23 protein-coding genes are annotated in these 21,854 nt (G+C 58.2%); 10 read left to right on the top strand and 13 right to left on the bottom strand.

What is annotated here, in order from left to right:
- The first annotated feature begins 8 nt into the window (after positions 1 to 8).
- From frlB to G9X48_RS17760, 5 genes are all read left to right on the top strand, one after another.
- Positions 9 to 1,031: a fructoselysine 6-phosphate deglycase gene (frlB, locus tag G9X48_RS17780; protein ID WP_007899737.1), complete on the top strand. Its 1,023-nt coding sequence runs from the start codon at positions 9 to 11 to the stop codon at positions 1,029 to 1,031.
- 51 nt (positions 1,032 to 1,082) lie between these two features.
- Entirely contained in the window at positions 1,083 to 1,913 is an 831-nt protein-coding gene (gene frlC, locus G9X48_RS17775; protein ID WP_097641855.1) for a fructoselysine 3-epimerase, read from the top strand.
- On the top strand, positions 1,910 to 2,695 hold the full coding sequence (gene frlD, locus G9X48_RS17770; RefSeq protein ID WP_097641856.1) for a fructoselysine 6-kinase: 786 nt from the start codon (positions 1,910 to 1,912) through the stop codon (positions 2,693 to 2,695). The genes frlC and frlD overlap by 4 nt, the downstream gene beginning before the upstream one ends.
- Positions 2,696 to 2,796: 101 nt before the next feature.
- A complete protein-coding gene (locus G9X48_RS17765) occupies positions 2,797 to 3,528 on the top strand; it encodes a GntR family transcriptional regulator (protein ID WP_063265783.1) in 732 nt (243 codons plus the stop codon).
- Positions 3,529 to 3,680: 152 nt separating this feature from the next.
- Positions 3,681 to 3,851 carry a YhfL family protein gene (locus G9X48_RS17760; protein WP_087600416.1) on the top strand — a complete coding sequence of 57 codons (171 nt, stop codon included), beginning with the start codon at positions 3,681 to 3,683 and terminating at the stop codon, positions 3,849 to 3,851.
- Between the two features lie 84 nt (positions 3,852 to 3,935).
- Here the strand turns inward: G9X48_RS17760 and trpS are convergent, their stop codons facing one another.
- The 12 genes from trpS to G9X48_RS17700 all read right to left on the bottom strand — a co-directional run bounded on the left by trpS (position 3,936) and on the right by G9X48_RS17700 (position 14,011).
- A complete protein-coding gene (gene trpS, locus G9X48_RS17755) occupies positions 3,936 to 4,940 on the bottom strand; it encodes a tryptophan--tRNA ligase (RefSeq protein ID WP_004386579.1) in 1,005 nt (334 codons plus the stop codon).
- Positions 4,933 to 5,691, bottom strand: a complete 759-nt coding sequence (gene gph / locus G9X48_RS17750) for a phosphoglycolate phosphatase (RefSeq protein ID WP_004386578.1) — start codon at positions 5,689 to 5,691, stop codon at positions 4,933 to 4,935. Before gph ends, trpS begins: the two co-directional genes overlap by 8 nt.
- Positions 5,684 to 6,361, bottom strand: coding sequence for a ribulose-phosphate 3-epimerase (gene rpe / locus G9X48_RS17745; protein ID WP_007753071.1), 678 nt, complete (start codon positions 6,359 to 6,361; stop codon positions 5,684 to 5,686). The genes gph and rpe overlap by 8 nt, the downstream gene beginning before the upstream one ends.
- Before the next feature lie 44 nt (positions 6,362 to 6,405).
- A complete protein-coding gene (dam, locus tag G9X48_RS17740) occupies positions 6,406 to 7,224 on the bottom strand; it encodes an adenine-specific DNA-methyltransferase (RefSeq protein ID WP_004386576.1) in 819 nt (272 codons plus the stop codon).
- Between the two features lie 68 nt (positions 7,225 to 7,292).
- Complete coding sequence (gene damX / locus G9X48_RS17735; RefSeq protein WP_069683111.1) at positions 7,293 to 8,606, bottom strand: cell division protein DamX; 1,314 nt, start codon at positions 8,604 to 8,606, stop codon at positions 7,293 to 7,295.
- Positions 8,607 to 8,696: 90 nt separating this feature from the next.
- Positions 8,697 to 9,785, bottom strand: a complete 1,089-nt coding sequence (gene aroB / locus G9X48_RS17730) for a 3-dehydroquinate synthase (protein ID WP_004386574.1) — start codon at positions 9,783 to 9,785, stop codon at positions 8,697 to 8,699.
- Positions 9,786 to 9,839: 54 nt separating this feature from the next.
- Positions 9,840 to 10,361, bottom strand: coding sequence for a shikimate kinase AroK (gene aroK / locus G9X48_RS17725; RefSeq protein WP_004386573.1), 522 nt, complete (start codon positions 10,359 to 10,361; stop codon positions 9,840 to 9,842).
- Between the two features lie 294 nt (positions 10,362 to 10,655).
- Entirely contained in the window at positions 10,656 to 11,909 is a 1,254-nt protein-coding gene (gene hofQ, locus G9X48_RS17720) for a DNA uptake porin HofQ (protein WP_097641857.1), read from the bottom strand.
- Positions 11,818 to 12,198, bottom strand: a complete 381-nt coding sequence (locus G9X48_RS17715; RefSeq protein ID WP_032987496.1) for a HofP DNA utilization family protein — start codon at positions 12,196 to 12,198, stop codon at positions 11,818 to 11,820. Before G9X48_RS17715 ends, hofQ begins: the two co-directional genes overlap by 92 nt.
- A gap of 19 nt (positions 12,199 to 12,217) precedes the next feature.
- A complete protein-coding gene (locus G9X48_RS17710) occupies positions 12,218 to 12,694 on the bottom strand; it encodes a hypothetical protein (RefSeq protein ID WP_097641858.1) in 477 nt (158 codons plus the stop codon).
- Positions 12,678 to 13,232 carry a PilN domain-containing protein gene (locus tag G9X48_RS17705; RefSeq protein ID WP_097641859.1) on the bottom strand — a complete coding sequence of 185 codons (555 nt, stop codon included), beginning with the start codon at positions 13,230 to 13,232 and terminating at the stop codon, positions 12,678 to 12,680. The genes G9X48_RS17710 and G9X48_RS17705 overlap by 17 nt, the downstream gene beginning before the upstream one ends.
- The gene (locus tag G9X48_RS17700) at positions 13,229 to 14,011 is read right to left on the bottom strand and encodes a pilus assembly protein (RefSeq protein ID WP_097641860.1); all 783 of its coding nucleotides are present in this window, start codon (positions 14,009 to 14,011) and stop codon (positions 13,229 to 13,231) included. Before G9X48_RS17700 ends, G9X48_RS17705 begins: the two co-directional genes overlap by 4 nt.
- A gap of 119 nt (positions 14,012 to 14,130) precedes the next feature.
- On the opposite strand from G9X48_RS17700, the gene mrcA reads away from it, so the two are divergent.
- Entirely contained in the window at positions 14,131 to 16,683 is a 2,553-nt protein-coding gene (gene mrcA / locus G9X48_RS17695) for a peptidoglycan glycosyltransferase/peptidoglycan DD-transpeptidase MrcA (protein ID WP_004385535.1), read from the top strand.
- An 88-nt stretch (positions 16,684 to 16,771) separates the two neighbouring features.
- Here mrcA and nudE read toward each other — a convergent pair whose 3' ends face one another.
- Entirely contained in the window at positions 16,772 to 17,332 is a 561-nt protein-coding gene (nudE, locus tag G9X48_RS17690) for an ADP compounds hydrolase NudE (RefSeq protein ID WP_029039083.1), read from the bottom strand.
- Between the two features lie 336 nt (positions 17,333 to 17,668).
- On the opposite strand from nudE, the gene G9X48_RS17685 reads away from it, so the two are divergent.
- From G9X48_RS17685 to hslO, 4 genes are all read left to right on the top strand, one after another.
- The gene (locus G9X48_RS17685; protein WP_097641861.1) at positions 17,669 to 19,807 is read left to right on the top strand and encodes an intracellular growth attenuator family protein; all 2,139 of its coding nucleotides are present in this window, start codon (positions 17,669 to 17,671) and stop codon (positions 19,805 to 19,807) included.
- 62 nt (positions 19,808 to 19,869) lie between these two features.
- Positions 19,870 to 20,550 carry a GMP/IMP nucleotidase gene (gene yrfG, locus G9X48_RS17680; RefSeq protein WP_097641862.1) on the top strand — a complete coding sequence of 227 codons (681 nt, stop codon included), beginning with the start codon at positions 19,870 to 19,872 and terminating at the stop codon, positions 20,548 to 20,550.
- A complete protein-coding gene (gene hslR / locus G9X48_RS17675; protein ID WP_004385531.1) occupies positions 20,550 to 20,951 on the top strand; it encodes a ribosome-associated heat shock protein Hsp15 in 402 nt (133 codons plus the stop codon). The genes yrfG and hslR overlap by 1 nt, the downstream gene beginning before the upstream one ends.
- A gap of 23 nt (positions 20,952 to 20,974) precedes the next feature.
- Positions 20,975 to 21,853 carry an Hsp33 family molecular chaperone HslO gene (gene hslO / locus G9X48_RS17670; RefSeq protein WP_004385530.1) on the top strand — a complete coding sequence of 293 codons (879 nt, stop codon included), beginning with the start codon at positions 20,975 to 20,977 and terminating at the stop codon, positions 21,851 to 21,853.
- Position 21,854 lies beyond the last annotated feature (1 nt).

The following is a 21,854-nucleotide window of genomic DNA, read 5'->3' as shown; positions in this document are numbered from 1 at the left end:
GTTGTTTCATGTTGAATATCGATAAAAGCACCGTGGATTTCCTGGTTACCGAAAATATGGTTCAGGAAGTAGAAAAAATTCTGGAAAAGGATGTGCCGCGCGTACACGCCATTGTGGATGAGATGATCCAGCGCGGCATTGACCGCATCTATTTCGTCGCCTGCGGCTCGCCGCTAAACGCGGCGCAGACGGCGAAGCACCTGGCGGATCGTTACTCAAGCCTTCAGGTTTACGCGCTTTCCGGCTGGGAGTTTTGCGACAACACGCCGCACCGCCTCGATGCGAAGTGCGCGGTGATTGGCGTCTCCGACTACGGCAAAACCGAAGAAGTTATTAAGGCGCTGGCGCTGGGTGCGGCCTGCGGCGCGCTGACCGCCGCGTTCACCAAGCGCCCGGACAGCCCGATCGTGCAGGCCGCCGAACATGTGGTGGCGTATGAAGCCGACTGCATCTGGGAAATTCATCTGCTGCTCTGCTACAGCGTGGTGCTGGAGATGATCACCCGTCAGGCGCCGCACGCGGAGATCGGCAAAATCAAAAATGACTTGCGCAAGCTGCCGCAGGCGCTGGGCCATCTGGTGCGCACCTGGGAAGACAAAGGCCGCCAGCTCGGCGAGCAGGCGTCGCAGTGGCCGATGATCTACACCGTTTCCGCAGGCCCGCTTCGCCCGCTCGGCTACAAAGAGGGCATCGTGACGCTGATGGAGTTTACCTGGACGCATGGCTCGGTGATTGAGAGCGGCGAATTCCGCCACGGGCCGCTGGAGATTGTCGAGCCGGGCGTGCCGTTCCTGTTCCTGCTTGGCAACGATGAGAGCCGCCACACCACCGAGCGTGCGATCCGCTTTGTACGCGAGCGTACCGATAACGTCATCGTCATCGACTACGCGGAGATTTCCCAGGGGCTGCACCCGTGGCTCGCGCCGTTCCTGATGTTCGTGCCGATGGAGTGGCTCTGCTACTACCTCTCCATCTACAAAGACCACAACCCGGACGACCGTCGCTACTACGGCGGCATTGTTGAATATTAATCCCCGACCCGGCCCCTGCGGGGGTCGGGCATTGATGCAAGGAGAAGGGTTATGAAAACGGGTATGTTTACCTGCGGGCATCAGCGGCTGCCGCTGGAGCACGCCTTTCGCGACGCGCACGAACTGGGTTATGACGGGCTGGAGCTGTGGGGCGGCAGGCCGCACGCGTTTGCGCCGGATCTCAACGCAGGCGGCATTCGTCAGGTAAAAGAACTTTCCCGCGTTTATCAGATGCCGATCATCGGCTACACGCCGGAAACCAACGGCTATCCCTATAACATGATGCTGGGCGACGAGCGGATGCGCCGCGAAAGCCTCGACATGATCAAACTCGCCATGGAAATGGCCAAAGAGATGGACGCAGGCTTTACGCTGATTTCCGCGGCCCACGCGGGCTATCTCACCGGGCCTGACGCCATCTGGCAGCGCCTCGCCGATAACCTGCGCGAGCTGTGCGAATTCGCCGAAGAGATCGGCATCGATCTGCTGCTGGAGCCGCTCACGCCGTATGAATCTAACGTCGTGTGCAAGGCGAACGACGTGCTGCGGGCGCTCTCGCTGGTGCCGTCGCCGCGCCTCTACAGCATGGTTGATATCTGCGCGCCGTTTGTGCAGGGCGAGCCGGTGATGAGTTACTTCGACAAGCTCGGCGATAAGCTGCGTCATCTGCATATCGTCGACAGCGACGGCGCGAGCGACAGCCACTACATCCCCGGCGAAGGCAAAATGCCGCTGCGCGAGTTGATGCGCGACATTATCGATCGCGGCTACGACGGCTATTGCACTATCGAGCTGGTGACGATGTATATGAATGAGCCGCGGCTTTACGCTCGCCAGGCGCTGGCGCGCTTTCGCGACCTGCTGCCACAGGAGGCGCTATGAAAACACTGGCGACAGTCGGCGATAACTGCGTGGATATCTATCCGCAGCTTGGCAAAGCGTTCTCCGGCGGCAACGCGGTTAACGTGGCGGTGTACAGCACCCGTTACGGAATGCGGCCCGCCTGCGTCAGTTGGGTCGGCGATGACGACTATGGCGACATGCTGAAACAGGATCTGGCGCGCCACGGTGTCGATATCTCACACCTGCATACCAGACCGGGCGTCACGGCGCAGACCCAGGTGGAGCTTCGCAACAATGACCGCATTCTTGGCGACTACACCGAAGGCGTGATGGCGGGCTTTACGGTGAGCGATGAGGATCTGCGCTGGCTCACAGGGTTCGATATGATTCACTCCGCCATCTGGGGCCATGCCGACGCTGCTTTTCCGGCGCTTCACGCCGCCGGTAAGACGCTGTCATTTGATTTTGCCGACAAATGGGAAAGCCCGCTGTGGCGCACGCTGCCGGAGCATCTGGATTATGCGTTTGCCTCCGCGCATGACGAGACGCCCTGGCTGCGTGACCGTCTGCAAACGGTGGTGGCGTGCGGCGCGGGCGTCGCCATCGCCACGCTCGGCGAGAACGGCAGTCTGGCGTGGGATGGCGCGCAGTTCTGGCGCATGCCGCCGGAGCAGGTTGAGGTGGTGGATACGATGGGAGCCGGAGATTCGTACATCGCCGGTTTCCTCTGCGCTGTCGCCGCCGGGCTGCCGCTCATCGATGCCATGAAACAGGGTACGCAGTGCGCGGCGAGAACGCTTGGCTATCACGGCGCCTGGTAAGGTCTGCGTTGGCGTGACGCAACTCACGCCAACGCCCTGTCACTCCTCAATAAACGCTCTTATAATCATCCGCACGTTTTCTACAACTTCAGGGTCGATACATGCCAGCTACGGAGCGCTACTCTCATCAACTCCTTTACGCCACCGTCCGCCAGCGTCTGCTTGATGACATCGGGCAAGGCGTTTATCAGGCCGGCCAGCAGATCCCCACTGAAAGCGAGTTGTGTACGCTCTATAACGTCAGCCGCATCACCATTCGCAAGGCGATTAGCGACCTGGTGAAAGATGGCGTTCTGATCCGCTGGCAGGGCAAAGGCACGTTCGTGCAGAGCAAGAAAGTGGAAAATGCCCTGCTGACCGTGAGCGGCTTTACCGATTTCGGCGTATCGCAGGGCAAGCCCACTAAAGAAGAAGTGATTGAACAGACGCGCGTCAGCGCCGATCCGTTCTGCGAACGCCTGAATATCCCGGGCGGCGGCGAGATGTTCCTGCTGCGCCGGGTGATGTATCTCGATGGCGAACCGCTGTTTATCGACGCCTCGTGGATCCCGCTCTCCCGCTACCCGCAGTTTGACGCGTTTTACAGCGCGGGCGCGTCAACCTATCAGCTGTTTCAGGAACGCTTCGATACGCAGGTGGTCAGCGATAAAAAGACCATCGACATTTTCACCGCCACCAAAGCCGAAGCGCAGTGGCTGAAATGCGAACTGGGCGAGCCGCTGTTTCGCATCAGCAAAATCGCCTACGACCAGCACCAGAAACCCGTACACTATTCCGAGTTGTTCTGCCGCGCTAATCGCGTCACGCTGACCATCGACAACCAGCGGCGCTGAACACCCGCGCCCGCGTGATTTTTCCTGTTGTGCAAGTCCTGTTACTGACGTTGACTTCCCCTGCCTGAAACCGCATAAAGTCGTCCCGTTATGAATCGTCATAAAAACATTCATATCAGCTATTTAGGACACTTTATCTATAGGGATGCATAATGAAACACGTCATTAAACTCGCGATGCTGGCCGCCTTACTCTCCTCACTGACCGCCTGTACCGGCCATGTCGAAAATAAAAACAAAACCTGCAGCTATGACTATCTGCTTCACCCGGCGATTTCTATTTCGAAAATGATCGGCGGCTGCGGCCCGGCAGCGGACGAGTAATACGGCTGCGCTGAGCAATAAAAAACCACCTCCTGAGAGGTGGTTTCACTGTGACACGCAAAACCGGGCCAGCCCGGTTTTTTATTACGGCTGCGCCACAAACCCGATGGCTTCATACACTTTCTTGAGCGTTTCGCCAGCATGCGCGCGGGCTTTCTCGGCCCCTTCTTTCATCACGCTTTGCAGGAAGGCTTCGTCGTTGCGGTAGCGGTGATAGCGCTCCTGAAGCTCTGTGAGCATACCGGAGACGGCATCCGCCACTTCGCCTTTCAGGTGGCCATACATTTTGCCTTCAAAATGCTGCTCCAGTTCCGGGATGCTCTGGCCGGTCACGGCGGAGAGGATATCCAGCAGGTTAGAGACGCCCGCTTTGTTCGCCACATCGTAGCGCACCACCGGCGGCTCGTCGGAATCGGTCACCGCGCGTTTGATTTTCTTCACAACGGATTTCGGATCTTCCAGCAGGCCGATGACGTTATTGCGGTTGTCATCCGACTTGGACATCTTTTTGGTCGGCTCCAGCAGTGACATCACGCGCGCGCCCGATTTCGGGATGAACGGCTCCGGCACGCGGAAAATGTCGCCGTAGATGGCATTAAAGCGCTGCGCGATATCGCGGCTCAGCTCCAGGTGCTGTTTCTGATCTTCGCCCACCGGCACCAGATTGGTCTGGTACAGCAGGATATCCGCCGCCATCAGCACCGGGTAATCAAACAGACCGGCGTTGATGTTTTCCGCATAGCGCGCGGATTTATCTTTGAACTGCGTCATGCGGCTCAGTTCGCCGAAATAGGTGTAGCAGTTCAGCGCCCAGCCCAGCTGCGCGTGCTCCGGCACGTGAGACTGCACGAAAATGGTGCTCTTTTTCGGGTCGATGCCGCAGGCGAGGTAGAGCGCCAGCGTATCCAGCGTGGCTTTGCGCAGCGCGGCCGGGTCCTGACGCACAGTGATGGCATGCTGATCCACGATGCAGTAGATGCAGTGGTAGTCGTCCTGCATGTTAACCCACTGACGCAGCGCACCCATGTAGTTACCGATGGTCAGTTCTCCGGATGGCTGTGCGCCACTAAAAACGATGGGCTTACTCATTTTTCAATTCCTGATTGTCACTGTGGGGGAGCCCGAACGCGGGCAGTAAGTCGCGGAAATGGTCAAAGACGAAATCCGGGTGGCTTAACGTTATCGCTTCACCGTAGTTATAGCCATAGCTCAGGCCGACGCTTGCGCAGCCAGCGGCCTGCGCCGCCTGAATATCATTGCGTGAATCGCCGACAAAGAGCAACTCCTGCGCTGTCACCTGCAACGCGTCCATAACTTTCAGAAGCGGCTCCGGGTGCGGTTTTTTATTCTGCACATCATCGCCGCCGATAATAATGCTGAAATGGTCTGCGATACCGAGCGATTCCAGCATGGGCGCTACGAACGGCGTCGGCTTATTGGTGACCAGCCCGAGCGCGAGACCATGACGGCGCAGCGCGTCTAGCGTCTCGGCCACATCCGGGAACAGCGCGCTGCCCGCCTCGACGGCCTCGCCATAATAACGGTCAAACAGACGGCGCATCATGCGGCGCTGCTCTTCTTCCGGGATGTCGTCGGTTTGCGCAGGTTTACCCGCGGCGGCCCGAAGCGCGGCTTTCTCCTGACGCGCCCAGGTCAGCGCGCGCTCAATAAGCACATCGGCACCGTTGCCAATCCAGGTAATGACGCGCGCGTCGCCCGCGGTCGGCAGTTCCAGCGCATAGAGCGCGTTGTCCACCGCCCAGGTCAGGCCCGGCGCGCTGTCTACCAGCGTACCGTCGAGATCGAAAGCGACAGCGCGGATTTTTTGCAGCTTATCCATGAGAAACCTTTGCCAGCTCGCTACGCATATCGTTGATGACTTTCTGATAATCCGGCTCGTTGAAAATGGCCGATCCCGCGACAAACATATCGGCACCCGCCGCGGCGATAGCGCCGATATTGCTGACCTTCACGCCGCCGTCCACTTCCAGGCGGATGTCGCGCCCTGAGGCGTCGATGCGCTGGCGCACTTCTTTGAGCTTCTCCAGCGTCTGCGGGATAAATGACTGACCGCCGAAGCCGGGGTTGACCGACATCAGCAGAATCACGTCCAGTTTATCCATCACGTAATCGAGATAGCTCAGCGGCGTCGCCGGGTTAAAAACCAGGCCCGCTTTGCAGCCGTGTTCTTTGATCAGTTGCAGCGAACGGTCGATATGCTCGGAGGCTTCCGGGTGGAACGTAATGATGCTGGCACCCGCGTCGGCGAAATCGGGGATCAGGCGATCCACCGGTTTTACCATCAGATGCACGTCGATGGGCGCGGTAATACCGTAATCGCGCAGCGCCTTCAGCACCATCGGCCCGATGGTGAGGTTTGGCACATAGTGGTTATCCATAACATCGAAATGGACGACGTCGGCACCGGCGGCCAGCACCCGTGCGGTGTCTTCACCCAGCCGGGCAAAGTCGGCCGACAGAATCGAGGGGGCAATCAAATACTGTTTCATCCGCTTCTCCATTAAGTCTTGTGTGTATGGCGGGCGGAACCGGCTCAGGCCTCGTAGAGCGCCAGCAGTTCGTCCACCTTTCTGCGCGTGCCGCCATTGCTGCTGATGCTGCGTCGTACCCGCACCTTATGCAGCTTCGCCTGCTGATACCACTGGCGGGTCAGCTCGGTATCGTGGTTGGAAATGAGCACCGGAATGCGCTGGCTTTGCAGCCCTTCCGCAAGCTGCGCCAGATGCCGCTGCTGTTCCAGATTAAAGCTGTTCGTGTGGTAAGCCGTAAAATTCGCGGTAGCGGAAAGCGGCGCGTAAGGCGGGTCGCAATAGACCACCGCGCTGTTTTCCTGCTGCGCCCGCGCCATGCTGGCGTCGTAGGATTCGCAGATAAATAGCGCGTTCTGGGCGCGCTCCGCAAAATGGTACAGCTCCGTCTCCGGGAAATAGGGCTTTTTGTAACGACCAAACGGCACGTTGAACTCGCCGCGCAGATTATAGCGGCACAGCCCGTTGTAACCGTGGCGGTTAAGATACAAAAAGAGCAGCGCGCGGCGGAACTCGTCCCGGCTCTGGTTAAACTCTTCACGCAACTGATAGTACACCTCGGCCTGATTATGCTCGGCGGTAAACAGCAGACGCGCTTCGCTGACGTAATCGTCAGTTTTATCTTTAACCGTGGTGTAGAGGCTTATCAGATCGCTGTTGATGTCTGATAACACATAGCGCGAATAATCGGTGTTGAGAAAAACCGACCCGGCGCCAACGAAAGGCTCGATAAGACACTCCCCTTCAGGGAGGTGACGTTTGATATCATCGAGCAGGGGGTATTTCCCCCCTGCCCATTTAAGAAAAGCGCGATATTTTTTCATGCTGCCTGATTAACTCATACCTTCCCACGCTGTGGAGGAGGCTCCGACAGCATACTGCGCTTTACTCATTACTTCAGATCGGCCTGGACCTGGTGAATCGGCTTAGCCCACGGGTTTTTCGCCTGCACGTCGGCTGGCAGCGAAGAAACCGCGCGTTTCGCTTCATCTTTCGAGCCATACACGCCGCTTACCAGCACATACCACGGCTGACCGTTACGGGTCGTCTGATAGACCACGTAGTTTTTGAGATTCTCTTTCTTCGCCCACGCGTTCAGGTTGTTGTAGTTCGACGAACTGCTCAGCTGAAGCGTGTAGTGACTGCCCGGCGCGGATTTCAGCGCACCGACATTACCCGCGCTCGCACCACCCGCAGGGGCGGAAGGCTGGCTCGCGGCAGGCGTACTCTTCGGCGCTTGCGTGGCGGTGGTCGCTGGCGCTTTTACCGGTGCGGAGGCGGTGCCGGTCGCAGGCTCGCTGCGTTTCGGCGTGCTGGCCGGTTTCTGCTCCGTGGTGGCGGTTTTCGCCGGTGTCTGCTGCGGTTTGCTCTGGGTAGTCTGCGTTTTACGCGGCTCAGACTCAATCACCATCTGCTTACGCTCAGGACGCGTGGTGGTAGCGGCGTTATGACGCGCAGGTTTCTCGCTTTGCGCGGTGTCGCGCGACGGCTGAGAGGCTGCGGCGCTGCCGTTCACCGGCGCGACAGTTGCAGGCTCGGTGGGAAGCGTAGAGCCTGCCACGGCGTTATCAATCTGGCCCTGCTGCTGCGTCAGCGCATTGTTCAGATCGCCCGGAACTTCGACACGCTGCTGGCCTTGCGGCGCAGACGGGGATTCCGCCTGAGTCGGCGTTGAGGAAACCGGCGGCAGAGAGATATCCTGCGGCGCGTTAGCGCTGTTCTGATTTGCGGCAGAGGTGTTGCCCGGCTGCGGCTGCGCACCGTTGGCCTGATCTGAAGCGCTGCCTGCGTTACCGGAGAGATCGATATTCTTCTCGGCGTTTTGCGCCTGCGCATCGTCGGTTTTCGTAGCGTCCGGGCCTTTCAGCGCCGAACCGATGCCGATAATCAGCAGCACCAGAACAAAAATACCGAGCGCCATCATCAGATGCTGGCGAGAAATGGGCCCTTTCGGGGGCGCTTTTTTACGCTTGCGCGGGCGACGCTCCTGGACTTCTTCATCATCCGCCAGCGATTCATCCGCTTCGTAAGTCTCTTGCGCCTGCTCGCGACGCGCTCGCGCCGGACGACGATCGTCTGCATCAAGATCAACGTCATCAATGTTGATTTGCGGTTCGTTATCGAACTCAGCAGATTTACGAGAACGACCAGGACGACGATCGCTGGGATCGGGTTTCAGCTCGTCTTCTGGTTTGAATTCATCCATTTAACACCCCACTCGAAGGCTCATTGCGGCCTGCGCCACGCTATTGCCCGATAGTAAAAACGCCATTGACTGGCGAACAGTACTTTTCATTCACGCCTGCTGACAATCAGCAATCGCGCTTAAAACCAGATCGTGCGGCACTCCGCCGCGCACTTCACTCTTCCCGATAGCCAGCGGCAGCACTAAGCGCAGCTCGCCAGCCAGAACTTTTTTATCACGCATCATGTGCGGCAGATACGCCTGCGGTGGCATGGATTCAGGGCCGGTGACGGGCAGTCCCGCGCGCTTGAGCAGCGCGATAATGCGCTCGACATCCTGCGTCTCAAACTGGCCGAGACGCTCGGCGGCACGCGCCGCCATCACCATGCCCGCGGCGACCGCTTCGCCATGCAGCCAGTTGCCGTAACCCATTTCCGCTTCGATCGCGTGACCAAAAGTATGGCCCAGGTTCAACAAGGCGCGCATACCGCTTTCGCGCTCGTCCGCCGCGACGACATCGGCTTTGATCTCGCAACAGCGGCGGATGCAGTACGCCATCGCCGCGCCATCGAGTGCCAGCAGCGCGTCGATATTCTCCTCCAGCCAGAGGAAAAAATCGCGGTCAAGGATGATGCCGTATTTGATGACTTCCGCGAGCCCGGAGGCCAGCTCACGCGCAGGCAGGGTTTGCAGGCAGTCGAGATCGACCACCACGGAGGCGGGCTGCCAGAAGGCACCTATCATGTTTTTGCCAAGCGGATGGTTTACGGCAGTTTTGCCGCCAACGGAGGAATCGACCTGCGAAAGCAACGTGGTCGGCACCTGGATGAAGCGCACGCCGCGCTGATAGCACGCCGCGGCAAAGCCGGTGAGATCGCCGATAACGCCGCCGCCCAAGGCGATAAGCGTGGTATCGCGGCCATGCGGTTTTTCCAGCAGCGCGCTGAACACGGTTTCCAGCACCGCCAGGCTTTTATACTGCTCGCCGTCGGGCAAAATCACCTGGTCAACCTTCACGCCCGCCTGCTCCAGCGCGGAGCGGACTTTATCCAGCCACAGCGGTGCCAGCGTTTCATTGGTGACCAGCATGGTTTGATCACCTGCACGCAAAGGCCAAAAGGAAGCCGGATCGTTGAACAATCCGGCTGCGATGGTGATAGGGTAACTACGTTCCCCGAGAGTAACCGTTAACCTCTCCATGACGTTCAGTAACCTTCTGTGCTTTACCCGCAGGTGAGTAAGGATTCGCCGGAATTAGTTGTTTTCCAGCATATGGATAATCTGGTTAGCCACGACTTTTGCGCTCTGATCGTCAGTACGGATGGTGACGTCGGCAATCTCTTCATACAGCGGATTACGTTCGTTGGCGAGCGCCTCAAGCACTTCACGCGGCGGCGTATCAACCTGCAACAGCGGGCGTTTTTTATCACGCTGAGTACGGGCGAGCTGCTTTTCGATAGTGGTTTCCAGATAGACCACCACACCACGCGCGGAGAGACGATTGCGGGTTTCGCGGGATTTGACAGAGCCACCGCCGGTCGCCAGTACAATACCCTGCTTTTCCGTCAGTTCATTGATGACTTTTTCTTCGCGATCGCGGAAACCTTCTTCGCCTTCTACATCGAAGACCCAGCCGACATCAGCTCCGGTACGTTTTTCGATCTCCTGATCGGAGTCGTAAAATTCCATGTTGAGCTGTTGTGCTAACTGACGCCCAATAGTGCTTTTGCCAGCACCCATAGGCCCAACCAGAAAGATATTGCGTTTCTCTGCCATTTTTTCGGTACTACTAAGACAATTCGTTGATGATAAACCCGCGTGCAATAACCCTGAGCTGCGGGAAATGAACTGAAACCTCTTAAGCGATAGTGCGAGAGTCAGATCAAAAATTATCTCAACACTCAAGGTAGTTTGGCAACCGAATAAATCACCGCGTCTGACGCACAGGAGTGAAAAAACAACAACGGATGCACCGCCTTTGACCGACTCTCAAATCGGTACTCCTTGTATGCTAATTCCACCCCTGCGTCAAACATCCGGCGACGATAATGGCTAAAAACTCCTGTGAACTCAGGCCCCGCTGATGATGCGCGGCGTAATAAACACCACCAGTTCACGTTTTTCGTTATCTTTACCGGCGTGGCGAAAAAGACTCCCGAAGAGCGGAATATTTCCCAAAACCGGCACCTGTTCATTCCCCGCTTTATTTTTTTGCTGGAAAATTCCACCAAGCGCCAGCGTTTCGCCGTCTTTGACCTCAACCTGCGTTTCGATTTCTTGTTTATCAATCGCTAACACTTCGCCATCGGCCTGCTGTAGCGCCTGGCCCGGCATATTCTGGCTGATGCGCAGCTTAAGCTTGATACGCCCATCCTGCCCAATGGTGGGCGTTACCTCCATCCCCAGCACCGCTTCTTTGAACTCCACGGAGGTCGCCCCGCTTTCGCCGCTCGACACCTGATACGGAATTTCACTGCCCTGCTTGATGCTGGCTGGCTGTTGATGTGCCGCTAACAGCCGGGGGCTCGCGATAATCTCCACCTTCTGTTTTTGCTCCAGCGCCGAAAGCTCAAACTCCAGCATGCGCCCATCGATACGCCCGATATTAAAACCAAGCCGCGTGGTCGCATTCGCCACTGCCAGATCCGCGGAAATGGTCGTCGGGTGATAGAGCGTCGTGGGGCCGTCGGCATCCGCGGTACTCCACTTAACACCAAGCTCACGCAGGCTCTGCTGGTTAATGGTGACGATATGCGCGGCCAGTTCCACCTGACCTACCGGGATATCCATTTTCGCGACCCACTCCCGTACCTGACGCAACGCGTTGGCGGTATCACATACCAGCAGGCGGTTAGTGCGCTTATCTACCGTGACGCTACCGCGCGGGGTTATCAGTTTATCGCCGAGCGCGGCCATCGCGGCGGCAAGCTCCGAAGCCTCGGCATAACGCAGCGTGAAGGTGTCGTTTACCAGCGGCAGATTCCGTTCCTGCTGCTGGCGCGCGGCGTCCCGCTGTGCCTGATTTTGCTGCTCCCAGCTTTCAGGGTAGACGCGCAAAATGTTGCGCTCTTTACGCCAGCGCAACCGCGCACTCTCCGTCACCATCTGGAACGCCTGCTGCCAGGGCACATCCTGCAAATGCAAAGAGACGACGCCCTCCACACCCGGCGCGACCACCAGGTTTAACTGCTCGCTTTCAGCCAGCGCCTGTAACAGCTGGACGACCGGCGTTTCATCCGCCACCAGCGAGACGCCCGGGCTCGTGGGCGCGGCGAAGACGGTTGTCGCCGCGAGTAATAATAAAGGAAGGGATTTCCTTATCATGATGCGTATCCTTAAGTGTCCATACCAGAACCGAAGGGCGACACCCGTCGCCACTCTTTAACATCACCTTATTGGCCTCAACACCGGTAAGCTGCCAGCCGGTCGGGAGCGTCGCGCCTGGGCTGACGCGAAGCCACGTTTTCTCCGGCGTCTGTAACAGCACCCGCACCGACTCGCCCCTTTTCACCATGCCGCCGTAACGCCAGAGATCGGCCTGATGCAGCTGACAGCGCGCCTGCGGTGGCGCAAAAGGGTCTCGCGCAGCCCAGGCCGGGCAACTCGCCAGCATCAGTAAGATCCATAGCGCGCTACTTCTCATGGGCGCGCTCCAGCTGTAGCGTGAGCCGCAGGCGTTGGTCGCCCTCTCTGCTCAGCGTAAAACCGTGCGCCCGCATGTCGCTTTGCGCGAGCGCCTCAAAAATATCAGGCACATGCGGCCAGGCTAATGCCAGTTCCAGCTCGCCGGTATCCCCTTGCGGTTGCCAGTGAATAAGATGCCCTTCGGGGCCGGGATCCACCGCCAGCGGCGAAAAGGGCTTCATGACAAGTTGTGCCTCAAGCGCTGCCACAGCGCCTCGCTCGCCAGATTGCGCAGCCTGCCGCTGCTTAAGCGTTTGCAGCTCGGCCCGGCGCTGTTCAAGCTGCGCTTGCAGCTGGCGAAAGTCCCTGGTGAGAGGCATCAGCCCTGCGTAAGCCGCCGCGACCAGCAGCGCTATCCAGACGCCAGAGCACGCGGCACGCCGCGATGAGGGGCCGGAAAGCCAGCGATCAATGAGAAGCCGCATCGGCAGACTCCTTTTGTAATGTGAGCGAAAAGTGCCAGTAGCCTTCCGCCTCCCGGCGCGTTTCCCCCGGCGTTATCTGCGTAAAAGGCGCAAGCGCTCGCACGTTTTCCTCAAAGAGGCTGAGCGCCTGGGGCTCATACGCATTGCCGGTGAGCTCGAGACGGCCATCATGAAAACGCAGCGTGGTGAGCCAGAGCGATGCCGGCAAGGCATCGGCAAGCGTCAGCAGACGCTGCCGCCATGCCGCGACCTCCTGGCGGTCGCTTTCACGACGCTGCCAGCGCGCGCGTAATGCCTCATATTCCGCCGCGGCACGCTGTGCCTCTCGCAGCCGCGATTTCTGCTCCGTCAACGTAATGAGCAACGCATCAAGCTGTTGCTGCAACGCGCGCTGCTGGTGCCTGATGACGTAGTGGCCCGCCATAGCCGCGAGCAAAACCACCAGCGCTGCGAGAAGAAAAAAACCGCCCCAGCGCATCAGCCGGGTGCGCCGCCTGACATGCCGCCACGGCAGAAGATTAATATGCCGCCTCATCACGCCGCTCCCAGCGCCAGACCAAGCGCGACGGCGAAGCACCCGGTGTCTTCGGGCTTTGGCAGACAGGGCCAGGTGATAACCTGCCACGGATCAAACGCCTGCCAGTCACCCTCTTGCCAGGATGCACCGCACAGCGCGATTTCCTGTGCTTGTATGCCAAGCTGCGCGCCGAGCAACCTCAGCCCTTCCACGCCTGGCGTTGCACAGACGCCCCAGCGATCGCGCATCGCCCACAGCCACTGCGTGCCCGTCTGCGCCACGATGGCCTGACAGGCATCATCGGTATAGGGCAAGAGGCAGGTCAGCGCGCTCGCATCCGGCGTCAGCGCGGCAGGCGTAAAACGCAGCGCGCGGGCGCACGCCATCAGCTCCGCCACTTCCGCAGCGCGCGCAGCAGTTACGGCATAGCCGTCCTGGCGTTCGGCATAATCAAACGCCAGCGCATCGGGCGGCAAAGAGAGCTGACGGGCGGCCACGGCACCAAGCCAGGCCTCGCACTCTGGCTCACACAGCGTGGTCGCAGGCCTGGGAAGTTCGCGCTGTAACGTGCGCTGCGCCGGAAACCCAAGCCGGATGGAGGAGTAGCGCGGCAGTTGCGCGCGCCACGGCGTCAGCGCCTCGATTAACGCCTGACGGCGCGGTTCGCCGTCGTGATGAGGGGCCAGCGGGAATCTCCACCAGCGCTGCTGTCGCCAGCCGCCTCGCTTTCGCACCAGCGCCACGGCAACGATGCTATCTGATTGAATATGCAAGCCTATCTGCCATTTCCCGACGATCATTTTTGACGTTCTCCCTGTCGCGCAAAATGAAAATGCCATATCAATGCTTCAGGCTTGCCTTTATACTACCGCGCGGTTGTTTATAAACTGCCCAACAGAAACTAAATGGGAAATCCTCGGTGAAGTTCGTAAAGTATTTATTCTTCCTTGCAGTCTTTTGCATTCTGCTGGGAGCCGGCTCGATATACGGCCTGTATAAATTTATTGAGCCCCAGTTACCTGACGTCGCCACGCTGAAAGATGTGCGGCTGCAAATTCCTATGCAGATCTATAGCGCTGACGGCGAGCTGATCGCGCAGTACGGCGAAAAGCGCCGTATCCCGCTGACGCTTAATCAGATCCCGCCGGAAATGGTGAAAGCGTTTATCGCCACAGAAGACAGCCGCTTCTACGATCACCACGGCGTCGATCCGATCGGTATTTTCCGTGCCGCGAGCGTGGCGCTCTTCTCCGGTCACGCTTCACAGGGCGCAAGTACTATTACGCAGCAGCTGGCGCGTAACTTCTTTCTAAGCCCGGAACGCACCCTGATGCGTAAAATCAAGGAGGCTTTTCTCGCGGTGCGTATTGAGCAACTGCTGACGAAAGATGAGATCCTTGAGCTTTACCTGAACAAGATTTATCTCGGCTATCGCGCTTACGGCGTGGGCGCGGCTGCTCAGGTCTATTTCGGCAAAACGGTGGATCAACTCTCCTTAAGCGAAATTGCCGTGATAGCTGGCCTGCCGAAAGCGCCGTCAACGTTCAACCCGCTCTACTCGCTTGAGCGCGCCACGGCGCGCCGTAACGTCGTGCTCTCACGTATGCTGAGCGAGGGCTATATCAGCCAGTCGCAGTATGACGAGGCGCGCAGCGAAACCATTAACGCCAATTATCACGCGCCGGAAATCGCGTTTTCCGCGCCGTACCTGACAGAAATGGTGCGTCAGGAGATGATCAGCCGTTATGGCGAAAATGCCTACGAGGACGGTTATAAGGTTTACACCACCATTACCCGCCGCATTCAGCAGGCCGCGCAAAAAGCGGTGCGCGACAACGTGATGGATTACGACATGCGCCACGGTTATCGCGGTCCGTCTAATGTGCTGTGGCGCGTGGGCGAAGTGGCGTGGGACAGCAAGAAAATCACCGACTCGCTGAAAAATCTGCCGACTTACGGGCCGCTGCTGCCTGCGGTGGTCACCTCGGCGAATCCTGACGAAGCGACGGCGCTGCTTGCCGACAACTCCTCGGTGTCGCTGAAAATGGACGGTGTGCGCTGGGCGCGCCCTTACCGCTCCGATACCGCGCAGGGCCCGACGCCGCGCCGCGTCACCGACGTATTGCAGGCAGGCCAGCAGATTTGGGTGCGTAAGGTCGATGACAGTTGGTGGCTCGCGCAGGTGCCGGATGTCAACTCGGCGCTGGTTTCCATCAACCCGAAAGATGGTTCGATACTGGCGCTGGTGGGCGGCTTTGATTTCAACCAGAGCAAGTTCAACCGAGCGACCCAGGCGCTGCGCCAGGTCGGCTCGAACATTAAGCCGTTCCTGTATACGGCGGCGATGGACAAGGGCCTGACGCTCGCGAGCATTCTGAACGACGTGCCGATTTCGCGCTGGGATGCCGGTGCGGGCTCTGACTGGCGTCCGAAGAACTCTCCGCCGGAATATGCCGGGCCGATTCGTTTGCGCCAGGGGCTTGGCCAGTCGAAAAACGTGGTGATGGTTCGCGCCATGCGCGCGATGGGCGTCGATTACGCGGCGGAATATCTCCAGCGTTTCGGCTTCCCGGCGCAGAATATCGTGCATACCGAATCGCTGGCGCTCGGCTCCGCGTCCTTTACGCCGTTACAGGTCGCGCGCGGCTATGCGGTAATGGCGAACGGCGGCTTCCTGGTGGACCCGTGGTTTATCAGCAAAATCACCAATGTTCAGGGCGAAACGCTGTTTGAAGCGAAGCCGAAAATCGCCTGCCCGGATTGCGATATCCCGGTGATTTACGGCGAAACGCCGAAATCAAACGTGCTGGAAAACAAAGACGTGGAAAACGTCGCCACCTCCGCAGAACAGCAGAACGCGCCGGTGCCAATGCCGCAGCTTGAGCAGGCGAACCGCGATCTGGTGGCGCAGAGCCCGGCACCGCAGTATGCGCCGCACGTCATCAGCACGCCGCTGTCGTTTTTGATTAAAAGCGCGCTGAACAGCAATATCTTCGGCGAGCCGGGCTGGCAGGGAACAGGCTGGCGCGCCGGACGCGATCTCAAACGTCGCGATATCGGCGGTAAAACCGGTACGACCAACAGCTCAAAAGACGCCTGGTTCTCCGGTTATGGTCCGGGCGTGGTGACGTCTGTCTGGATTGGCTTTGACGATCACCGCCGCGATCTCGGCCGCACCACGGCCTCGGGTGCGATTAAAGACCAGATCTCCGGCTATGAGGGCGGTGCGAAAAGCGCGCAGCCTGCGTGGGATGCGTATATGAAGGCCGCGCTGGAAGGCGTGCCGGAAGAGCCGTTAACACCGCCGCCGGGCATCGTGACGGTCAATATCGACCGCAGTACCGGCCAGCTGGCGAATGGCGGCAACAGCCGTGAAGAGTACTTTATCGAAGGCACGCAGCCGACTCAGCAGGCGGTGCATGAAGTCGGCACGACAATTATCGATAACGGGGAAACCCACGAGCTGTTCTGATAAAACAACAAACGCCCCGTCATGGGGCGTTTTTTTTAAGTATCACGCAGATGAAAACGCCCTTTGCCGGGCGTTTTTTGTAAGGCGATTACAGCCTGCCGTGCATCTTCAGCCATTCGCGCACCAGGAACAGCGCGCTGACATTGCGGGCCTCGCTGAAATCCGGATCTTCCAGCAGATCCATCATATGCGCGAGCGGCCAGCGCTCCTGAATCAGCGGCTCCGGCTCGTCGCCCTGCAGCGTTTCCGGATAGAGATCTTCCGCCACCAGAATATTCATTTTGCTGGAGAAATAAGACGGCGCCATAGTGAGTTTTTTCAGGAATGTCAGTTGGTTCGCACCAAAGCCGACTTCCTCTTTTAATTCGCGATTGGCCGCTTCGTAAATATTTTCACCCGGATCGATAAGCCCTTTGGAAAAGCCCAGCTCGTAGGATTCGGTGCCGACAGCATATTCACGGATTAAGATCAGATGATCATCAATAATGGGCACGATCATCACCGCCTCGCGCTCCGAAGGACGCATACGCTCATAAACGCGCTGCTCGCCATTGCTGAAGGCGAGGCTTACCTGCTCAACGCTGAAAAGACGCGAACGGGCGACCGTTTCAATATTTAAAATAGTGGGTTTTTGCAGAGGTTTATTCATATTAACCGGCCACCGGGTAACCATATCTTTGCTCATTGTGCGACACACCGCACGGTTCGGGCAATGTGAATCGTTTTTTATTTACATTCCTGCAACTTCACGCGCACGCAAAACCTAAATACCCATTTATGTCAAGAGGTTGAATTTAAAATAAGAATTTGCTGATATTTCCACGCTTCCCGCTTTGCTAACATTGATTTACCGCTGGTATGCCTCAAATAATTTCACTCAAATTGACTCCATACCTGTCGATTTTTGTTCATTGTTCTGCCTTAATGTTGCATAGGCAATACTTGTTTACATTTGCATCGAGTACCGTGATTTGATGGGGAAAGCATGAGCACCTTGTTGATTTTAGTCGCTGCTATGCTGGCCTGCATCGTCATTGCAGGCTGGTGGATAAAGCGCAAAATTCGCCCCCGTCATCCTCGTTTACCCGCCCAGGTTTTTGCTGGTGCCACTACCCGTAAACTCAGCAGTGAAGAGCGTAGCGCCATCGAAAGCTATCTGGAAACGCTCTTGCGTTTTCAGGATTCGCCGACGCCGACCGGCGCCATTAAGCCGCCAGTCCGGTTAACGCTGACGCCGCAAAGCAGCACCGTCTATTGCATCCGTCGGGCTATTACCCGCTACGGCCTCTCGTCTGACGATCCGAACAAATGGCGTTACTATCTGGACTCGGTAGAAGTGCATCTGCCGCCCTTCTGCGAGCAATACATCACTGATGATAATAGCGTCGAGCTTATCCGCACCGCGACGCTGCCGCTGGTTATCTCTTTGAATGGCCATTCTATTCAGGAACATGTGCATGAAGCGCGCGGCTACGTGCTGGAAGGCCCGGCATCCGGCCTGGCGTCCATTCGCGGCGAAGAGAGCGAACAGATTGAGCTGCTGAATATCCGGCAGGAGACGCAGGAGGAGCATGCGCTCGGGCGTCCGGATGGACTGCGCGAGGCGCTGCTGATCTGCGCCGCGTTTGTGCTCTTTTTCTTCTGCCTCGTCACGCCGCCGATGATGCTGCCCTGGCTGGCTGGCGGCGCCATTTTGCTGCTGGGCGCAGGCCTGTGGGGGCTGTATGCGCCGCCAGCGAAAACAGCGCTGCGCGAAATCCATTGTCTGCGCGGCACGCCGAAACGCTGGGGGCTGTTTGGCGAAACCAACCAGGAACAGCTTAATAATATTTCGCTCGGTATTATCGACCTGATCTATCCGCCGCACTGGCAGCCGTTTATCGCGCATGATTTAGGCCAGAAAACGGATATCGATATCTATATGGACAGGCATGTGGTGCGCCAGGGTCGTTTTCTGTCGCTGCATGACGAAGTAAAACATTTCCCGCTTCAGCACTGGCTGCGCAGCGCAGTGATCGGCGCAGGCGCGCTGCTGGTATTGCTGCTGCTGACTATCTGGGTGCCGCTCGATATGCCGTTTAAGCTGACTCTCTCCTGGCTTAAAGGCGCACAAACGGTCGAAGCGACCAGCGTGGCGAAGCTTGAAGAAGCTGGCCTGCGCGTTGGTGATACGCTGCGGATTAACGGCACAGGCATGTGTAATATTCATCTGCCGGGGCGCTATACCACCCGCCAGAATTACCCGTTTATGCCGTTCGACTGCTCGCAAATTCTCTGGAATAACGCAAGCCCGCTGCCTCTGCCGGAATCCGACACGGTGACCAAAGCCACGGCGCTGGCAGAAGCAGTAAACCGCCAGCTGCATCCGCAGGAAGGCGACACTAAAATCAACCCGCAGCTGGCGTCGGCGATTCAGAAATCGGGCATGGTGCTGCTCGATGATTTCGCGGAGATCGTGCTGAAAACCGAAGCGCTGTGTACCGGCGAAGAAGAGTGCGTCAGGCTGAAAAACGCGCTGGTGAACCTCGGCAACACCAAAGACTGGCCGTCGCTCGTGAAACGCGCCAGCGAAGGCAAGCTCGACGGCATTAACGTCCTGCTGCGCCCGGTCAGCGCTGAATCGCTCGATAATCTGGTGATTGCTTCCACCGCGCCGTTCTTCGTACGTGAAACCAGCCGCGCCGCGCAGTCGCTCAACAGCCCGCCACCGGGCGGCTTTATGATTATCAGCGATGAAGGCAAAGATATGGTGAACCAGCCACTGCCGCCGACGTCGCTGTATGATTTGCCGCCGCAGGAGCAGTGGAAAGAGTTCCAGCGGCTGGCGGGTATGCTGATGCAGACGCCATTCCATGCGGAAGGCGTCGTTACCAGCCTGCGCACCGACGCCAACGGCACCCAGCATGTGACGCTCAGCAGTATCCCTGACAGCGCCGGGCTGTGGCGCTATTTCGGCACCACACTCCTGATGCTGGTGATGCTCATCTGTGCGCTGTATAACGGCGTCGTCGCGCTGCGCCGCTGGCAGCGCAGCCGCACCCGTATCGAAGAAATTCAGCGCTACTACGAAAACTGCTTCAACCCGCAACTGGTCCCTTCCGCGGATATTCGCCCCCTGTTCTGATAATCCGGCGGTGACAGGTTTATGGTAACCTGTCGCCCCTTTTTCCTCAGGCGGGAGTTCCCATGACTATTGATATCGCCTGGCAGGACGTTGATACCGTTCTGCTGGATATGGACGGCACGCTGCTGGATCTGGCGTTCGACACCTTCTTCTGGCAGAAGCTGGTGCCCGAAACGCTAAGCCAGCAGTGCGGCATCTCGCTGGATGACGCCCACAATCATATCCGCGCCGAATATCACGCCGTGCAGCATACGCTAAACTGGTACTGTCTGGATTACTGGAGCGAGCGCCTGGGGCTCGATATCTGCGCCATGACGACCGAGCAAGGGCCGCGCGCGTTGATACGTGAAGATACCGTGCCGTTTCTCGACGCGCTGAAAGCCTGCGGCAAGCGGCGTATTTTGCTGACCAACGCGCATCCGCATAATCTGGCGGTCAAGCTTGAGCATACCGGGCTTGCTCAACACCTTGATTTATTACTTTCCACCCACACATTTGGTTATCCAAAAGAGGATCAGCGGTTATGGCAGGCCGTTGCCCGGCACACCGGCCTTGATAAGTCGCGCACGCTGTTTATTGACGACAGCGAGCCGATTCTCGATGCCGCCGCGCGGTTTGGTATTCGCTACTGCCTTGGCGTCACCAATCCCGATTCAGGCGTTGCGGATAAAAGCTATCAGCGCCACCCGGCGCTTGGCGATTACCGGCGTCTGATTCCCTCGCTGCAAACCGAGGAGTCGTGATGAAAGAGAAATCCACCGAAGGGGTTCGCCTGGACAAATGGCTCTGGGCGGCGCGCTTCTATAAAACCCGCACGCTGGCCCGCGAGATGATCGAAGGCGGCAAGGTGCACTACAACGGGCAACGGACCAGGCCGAGTAAAATTATCGAACCGAACGCGGTATTAACGCTGCGCCAGGGAAACGATGAACGCACGCTGGTGGTAAAAGGCATTACCGATCAGCGACGACCGGCAAGCGAGGCGGTACTGCTGTACGAAGAGACGGCAGAAAGTATCGAAAAGCGCGAAAAACTCGCGCTGGCGCGTAAACTCAACGCCCTTTCCATGCCGCATCCGGATCGCCGCCCGGATAAAAAAGAGCGCCGCGATCTGATCAAATTTAAATTTGGCGACAGCGAATAACCGTCACGCCAGGAGAGAGAATAATGGCTCAACACGACCAACTACACCGCTATCTTTTTGAAAATTATGCCGTGCGCGGCGAACTGGTGACGGTTTCAGAAACCTGGAAACAGATCCTTGAAAACCATGACTATCCGATGCCGGTTAAAACCTTGCTCGGCGAGTTGCTGGTCGCCACCAGCCTGCTGACCGCGACGCTAAAATTCGCGGGCGATATCACCGTTCAGTTGCAGGGCGACGGCCCGATGACGCTTGCCGTGATTAACGGCAACAACCGCCAGCAGATGCGCGGCGTCGCGCGCGTACAGGGCGATGTTCCGGCGGATGCCAGTCTGAAAACGCTGGTGGGCAATGGCTATCTGGTCATCACCATTACGCCGGAAGAAGGCGAGCGCTATCAGGGTGTCGTCGGTCTGGAAGGCGATACGCTGGCCGCGTGTCTGGAAGATTACTTCATGCGCTCCGAACAGCTGCCGACCCGTCTGTTTATCCGCACCGGTGAAGCGCAGGGCCAGCCTGCCGCAGGCGGCATGCTGTTGCAGGTGCTGCCGGCGCAGGACGCCCAGACGGATGATTTCAACCATCTGGCGACGCTGACCGAAACCATCAAGGCGGACGAGCTGTTCACGCTGCCTGCCAACGATGTGCTGTGGCGTCTCTACCACGAAGAAGAAGTGACCGTTTACGATCCGCAGGCGGTGGAGTTCAAATGCACCTGCTCCCGCGAGCGTTGCGCCGATGCGCTGCGCACGCTGCCGGATGAAGAAGTCGCGCAGATTCTGGAAGAAGACGGCGAAGTGGATATGCACTGCGACTACTGCGGCACCCACTATGTTTTCGACGCGATGGATATCGCCGGGATCCGCAAAAATGCCTCCCCGGCCGATCCGCAGGTACACTAAA

This window comes from Cronobacter sp. HA18006, assembly GCF_011605445.1.
Classification (GTDB): domain Bacteria; phylum Pseudomonadota; class Gammaproteobacteria; order Enterobacterales; family Enterobacteriaceae; genus Cronobacter; species Cronobacter sakazakii.
The sequence above is the reverse complement of the archived record's forward strand: the minus strand, read 5'-3'. Positions and strand labels throughout refer to the sequence as shown.

Coding starts and splice junctions, on each gene's coding strand:
- G9X48_RS17765 (WP_063265783.1), top strand. CDS start 2,797: ATGCCAGCTACGGAGCGCTACTCTCATCAACTCCTTTACGCCACCGTC.
- yrfG (WP_097641862.1), top strand. CDS start 19,870: ATGACTATTGATATCGCCTGGCAGGACGTTGATACCGTTCTGCTGGAT.
- hslO (WP_004385530.1), top strand. CDS start 20,975: ATGGCTCAACACGACCAACTACACCGCTATCTTTTTGAAAATTATGCC.
- gph (WP_004386578.1), bottom strand. CDS start 5,691: ATGGATAAGCTGCAAAAAATCCGCGCTGTCGCTTTCGATCTCGACGGT.
- G9X48_RS17710 (WP_097641858.1), bottom strand. CDS start 12,694: ATGCGGCTTCTCATTGATCGCTGGCTTTCCGGCCCCTCATCGCGGCGT.
- frlB (WP_007899737.1), top strand. CDS start 9: ATGTTGAATATCGATAAAAGCACCGTGGATTTCCTGGTTACCGAAAAT.
- hslR (WP_004385531.1), top strand. CDS start 20,550: ATGAAAGAGAAATCCACCGAAGGGGTTCGCCTGGACAAATGGCTCTGG.
- G9X48_RS17715 (WP_032987496.1), bottom strand. CDS start 12,198: ATGCTGGCGAGTTGCCCGGCCTGGGCTGCGCGAGACCCTTTTGCGCCA.
- aroK (WP_004386573.1), bottom strand. CDS start 10,361: ATGGCAGAGAAACGCAATATCTTTCTGGTTGGGCCTATGGGTGCTGGC.
- frlD (WP_097641856.1), top strand. CDS start 1,910: ATGAAAACACTGGCGACAGTCGGCGATAACTGCGTGGATATCTATCCG.
- G9X48_RS17685 (WP_097641861.1), top strand. CDS start 17,669: ATGAGCACCTTGTTGATTTTAGTCGCTGCTATGCTGGCCTGCATCGTC.
- G9X48_RS17760 (WP_087600416.1), top strand. CDS start 3,681: ATGAAACACGTCATTAAACTCGCGATGCTGGCCGCCTTACTCTCCTCA.
- aroB (WP_004386574.1), bottom strand. CDS start 9,785: ATGGAGAGGTTAACGGTTACTCTCGGGGAACGTAGTTACCCTATCACC.
- damX (WP_069683111.1), bottom strand. CDS start 8,606: ATGGATGAATTCAAACCAGAAGACGAGCTGAAACCCGATCCCAGCGAT.
- dam (WP_004386576.1), bottom strand. CDS start 7,224: ATGAAAAAATATCGCGCTTTTCTTAAATGGGCAGGGGGGAAATACCCC.
- hofQ (WP_097641857.1), bottom strand. CDS start 11,909: ATGATAAGGAAATCCCTTCCTTTATTATTACTCGCGGCGACAACCGTC.
- G9X48_RS17700 (WP_097641860.1), bottom strand. CDS start 14,011: ATGATCGTCGGGAAATGGCAGATAGGCTTGCATATTCAATCAGATAGC.
- nudE (WP_029039083.1), bottom strand. CDS start 17,332: ATGAATAAACCTCTGCAAAAACCCACTATTTTAAATATTGAAACGGTC.
- rpe (WP_007753071.1), bottom strand. CDS start 6,361: ATGAAACAGTATTTGATTGCCCCCTCGATTCTGTCGGCCGACTTTGCC.
- frlC (WP_097641855.1), top strand. CDS start 1,083: ATGAAAACGGGTATGTTTACCTGCGGGCATCAGCGGCTGCCGCTGGAG.
- trpS (WP_004386579.1), bottom strand. CDS start 4,940: ATGAGTAAGCCCATCGTTTTTAGTGGCGCACAGCCATCCGGAGAACTG.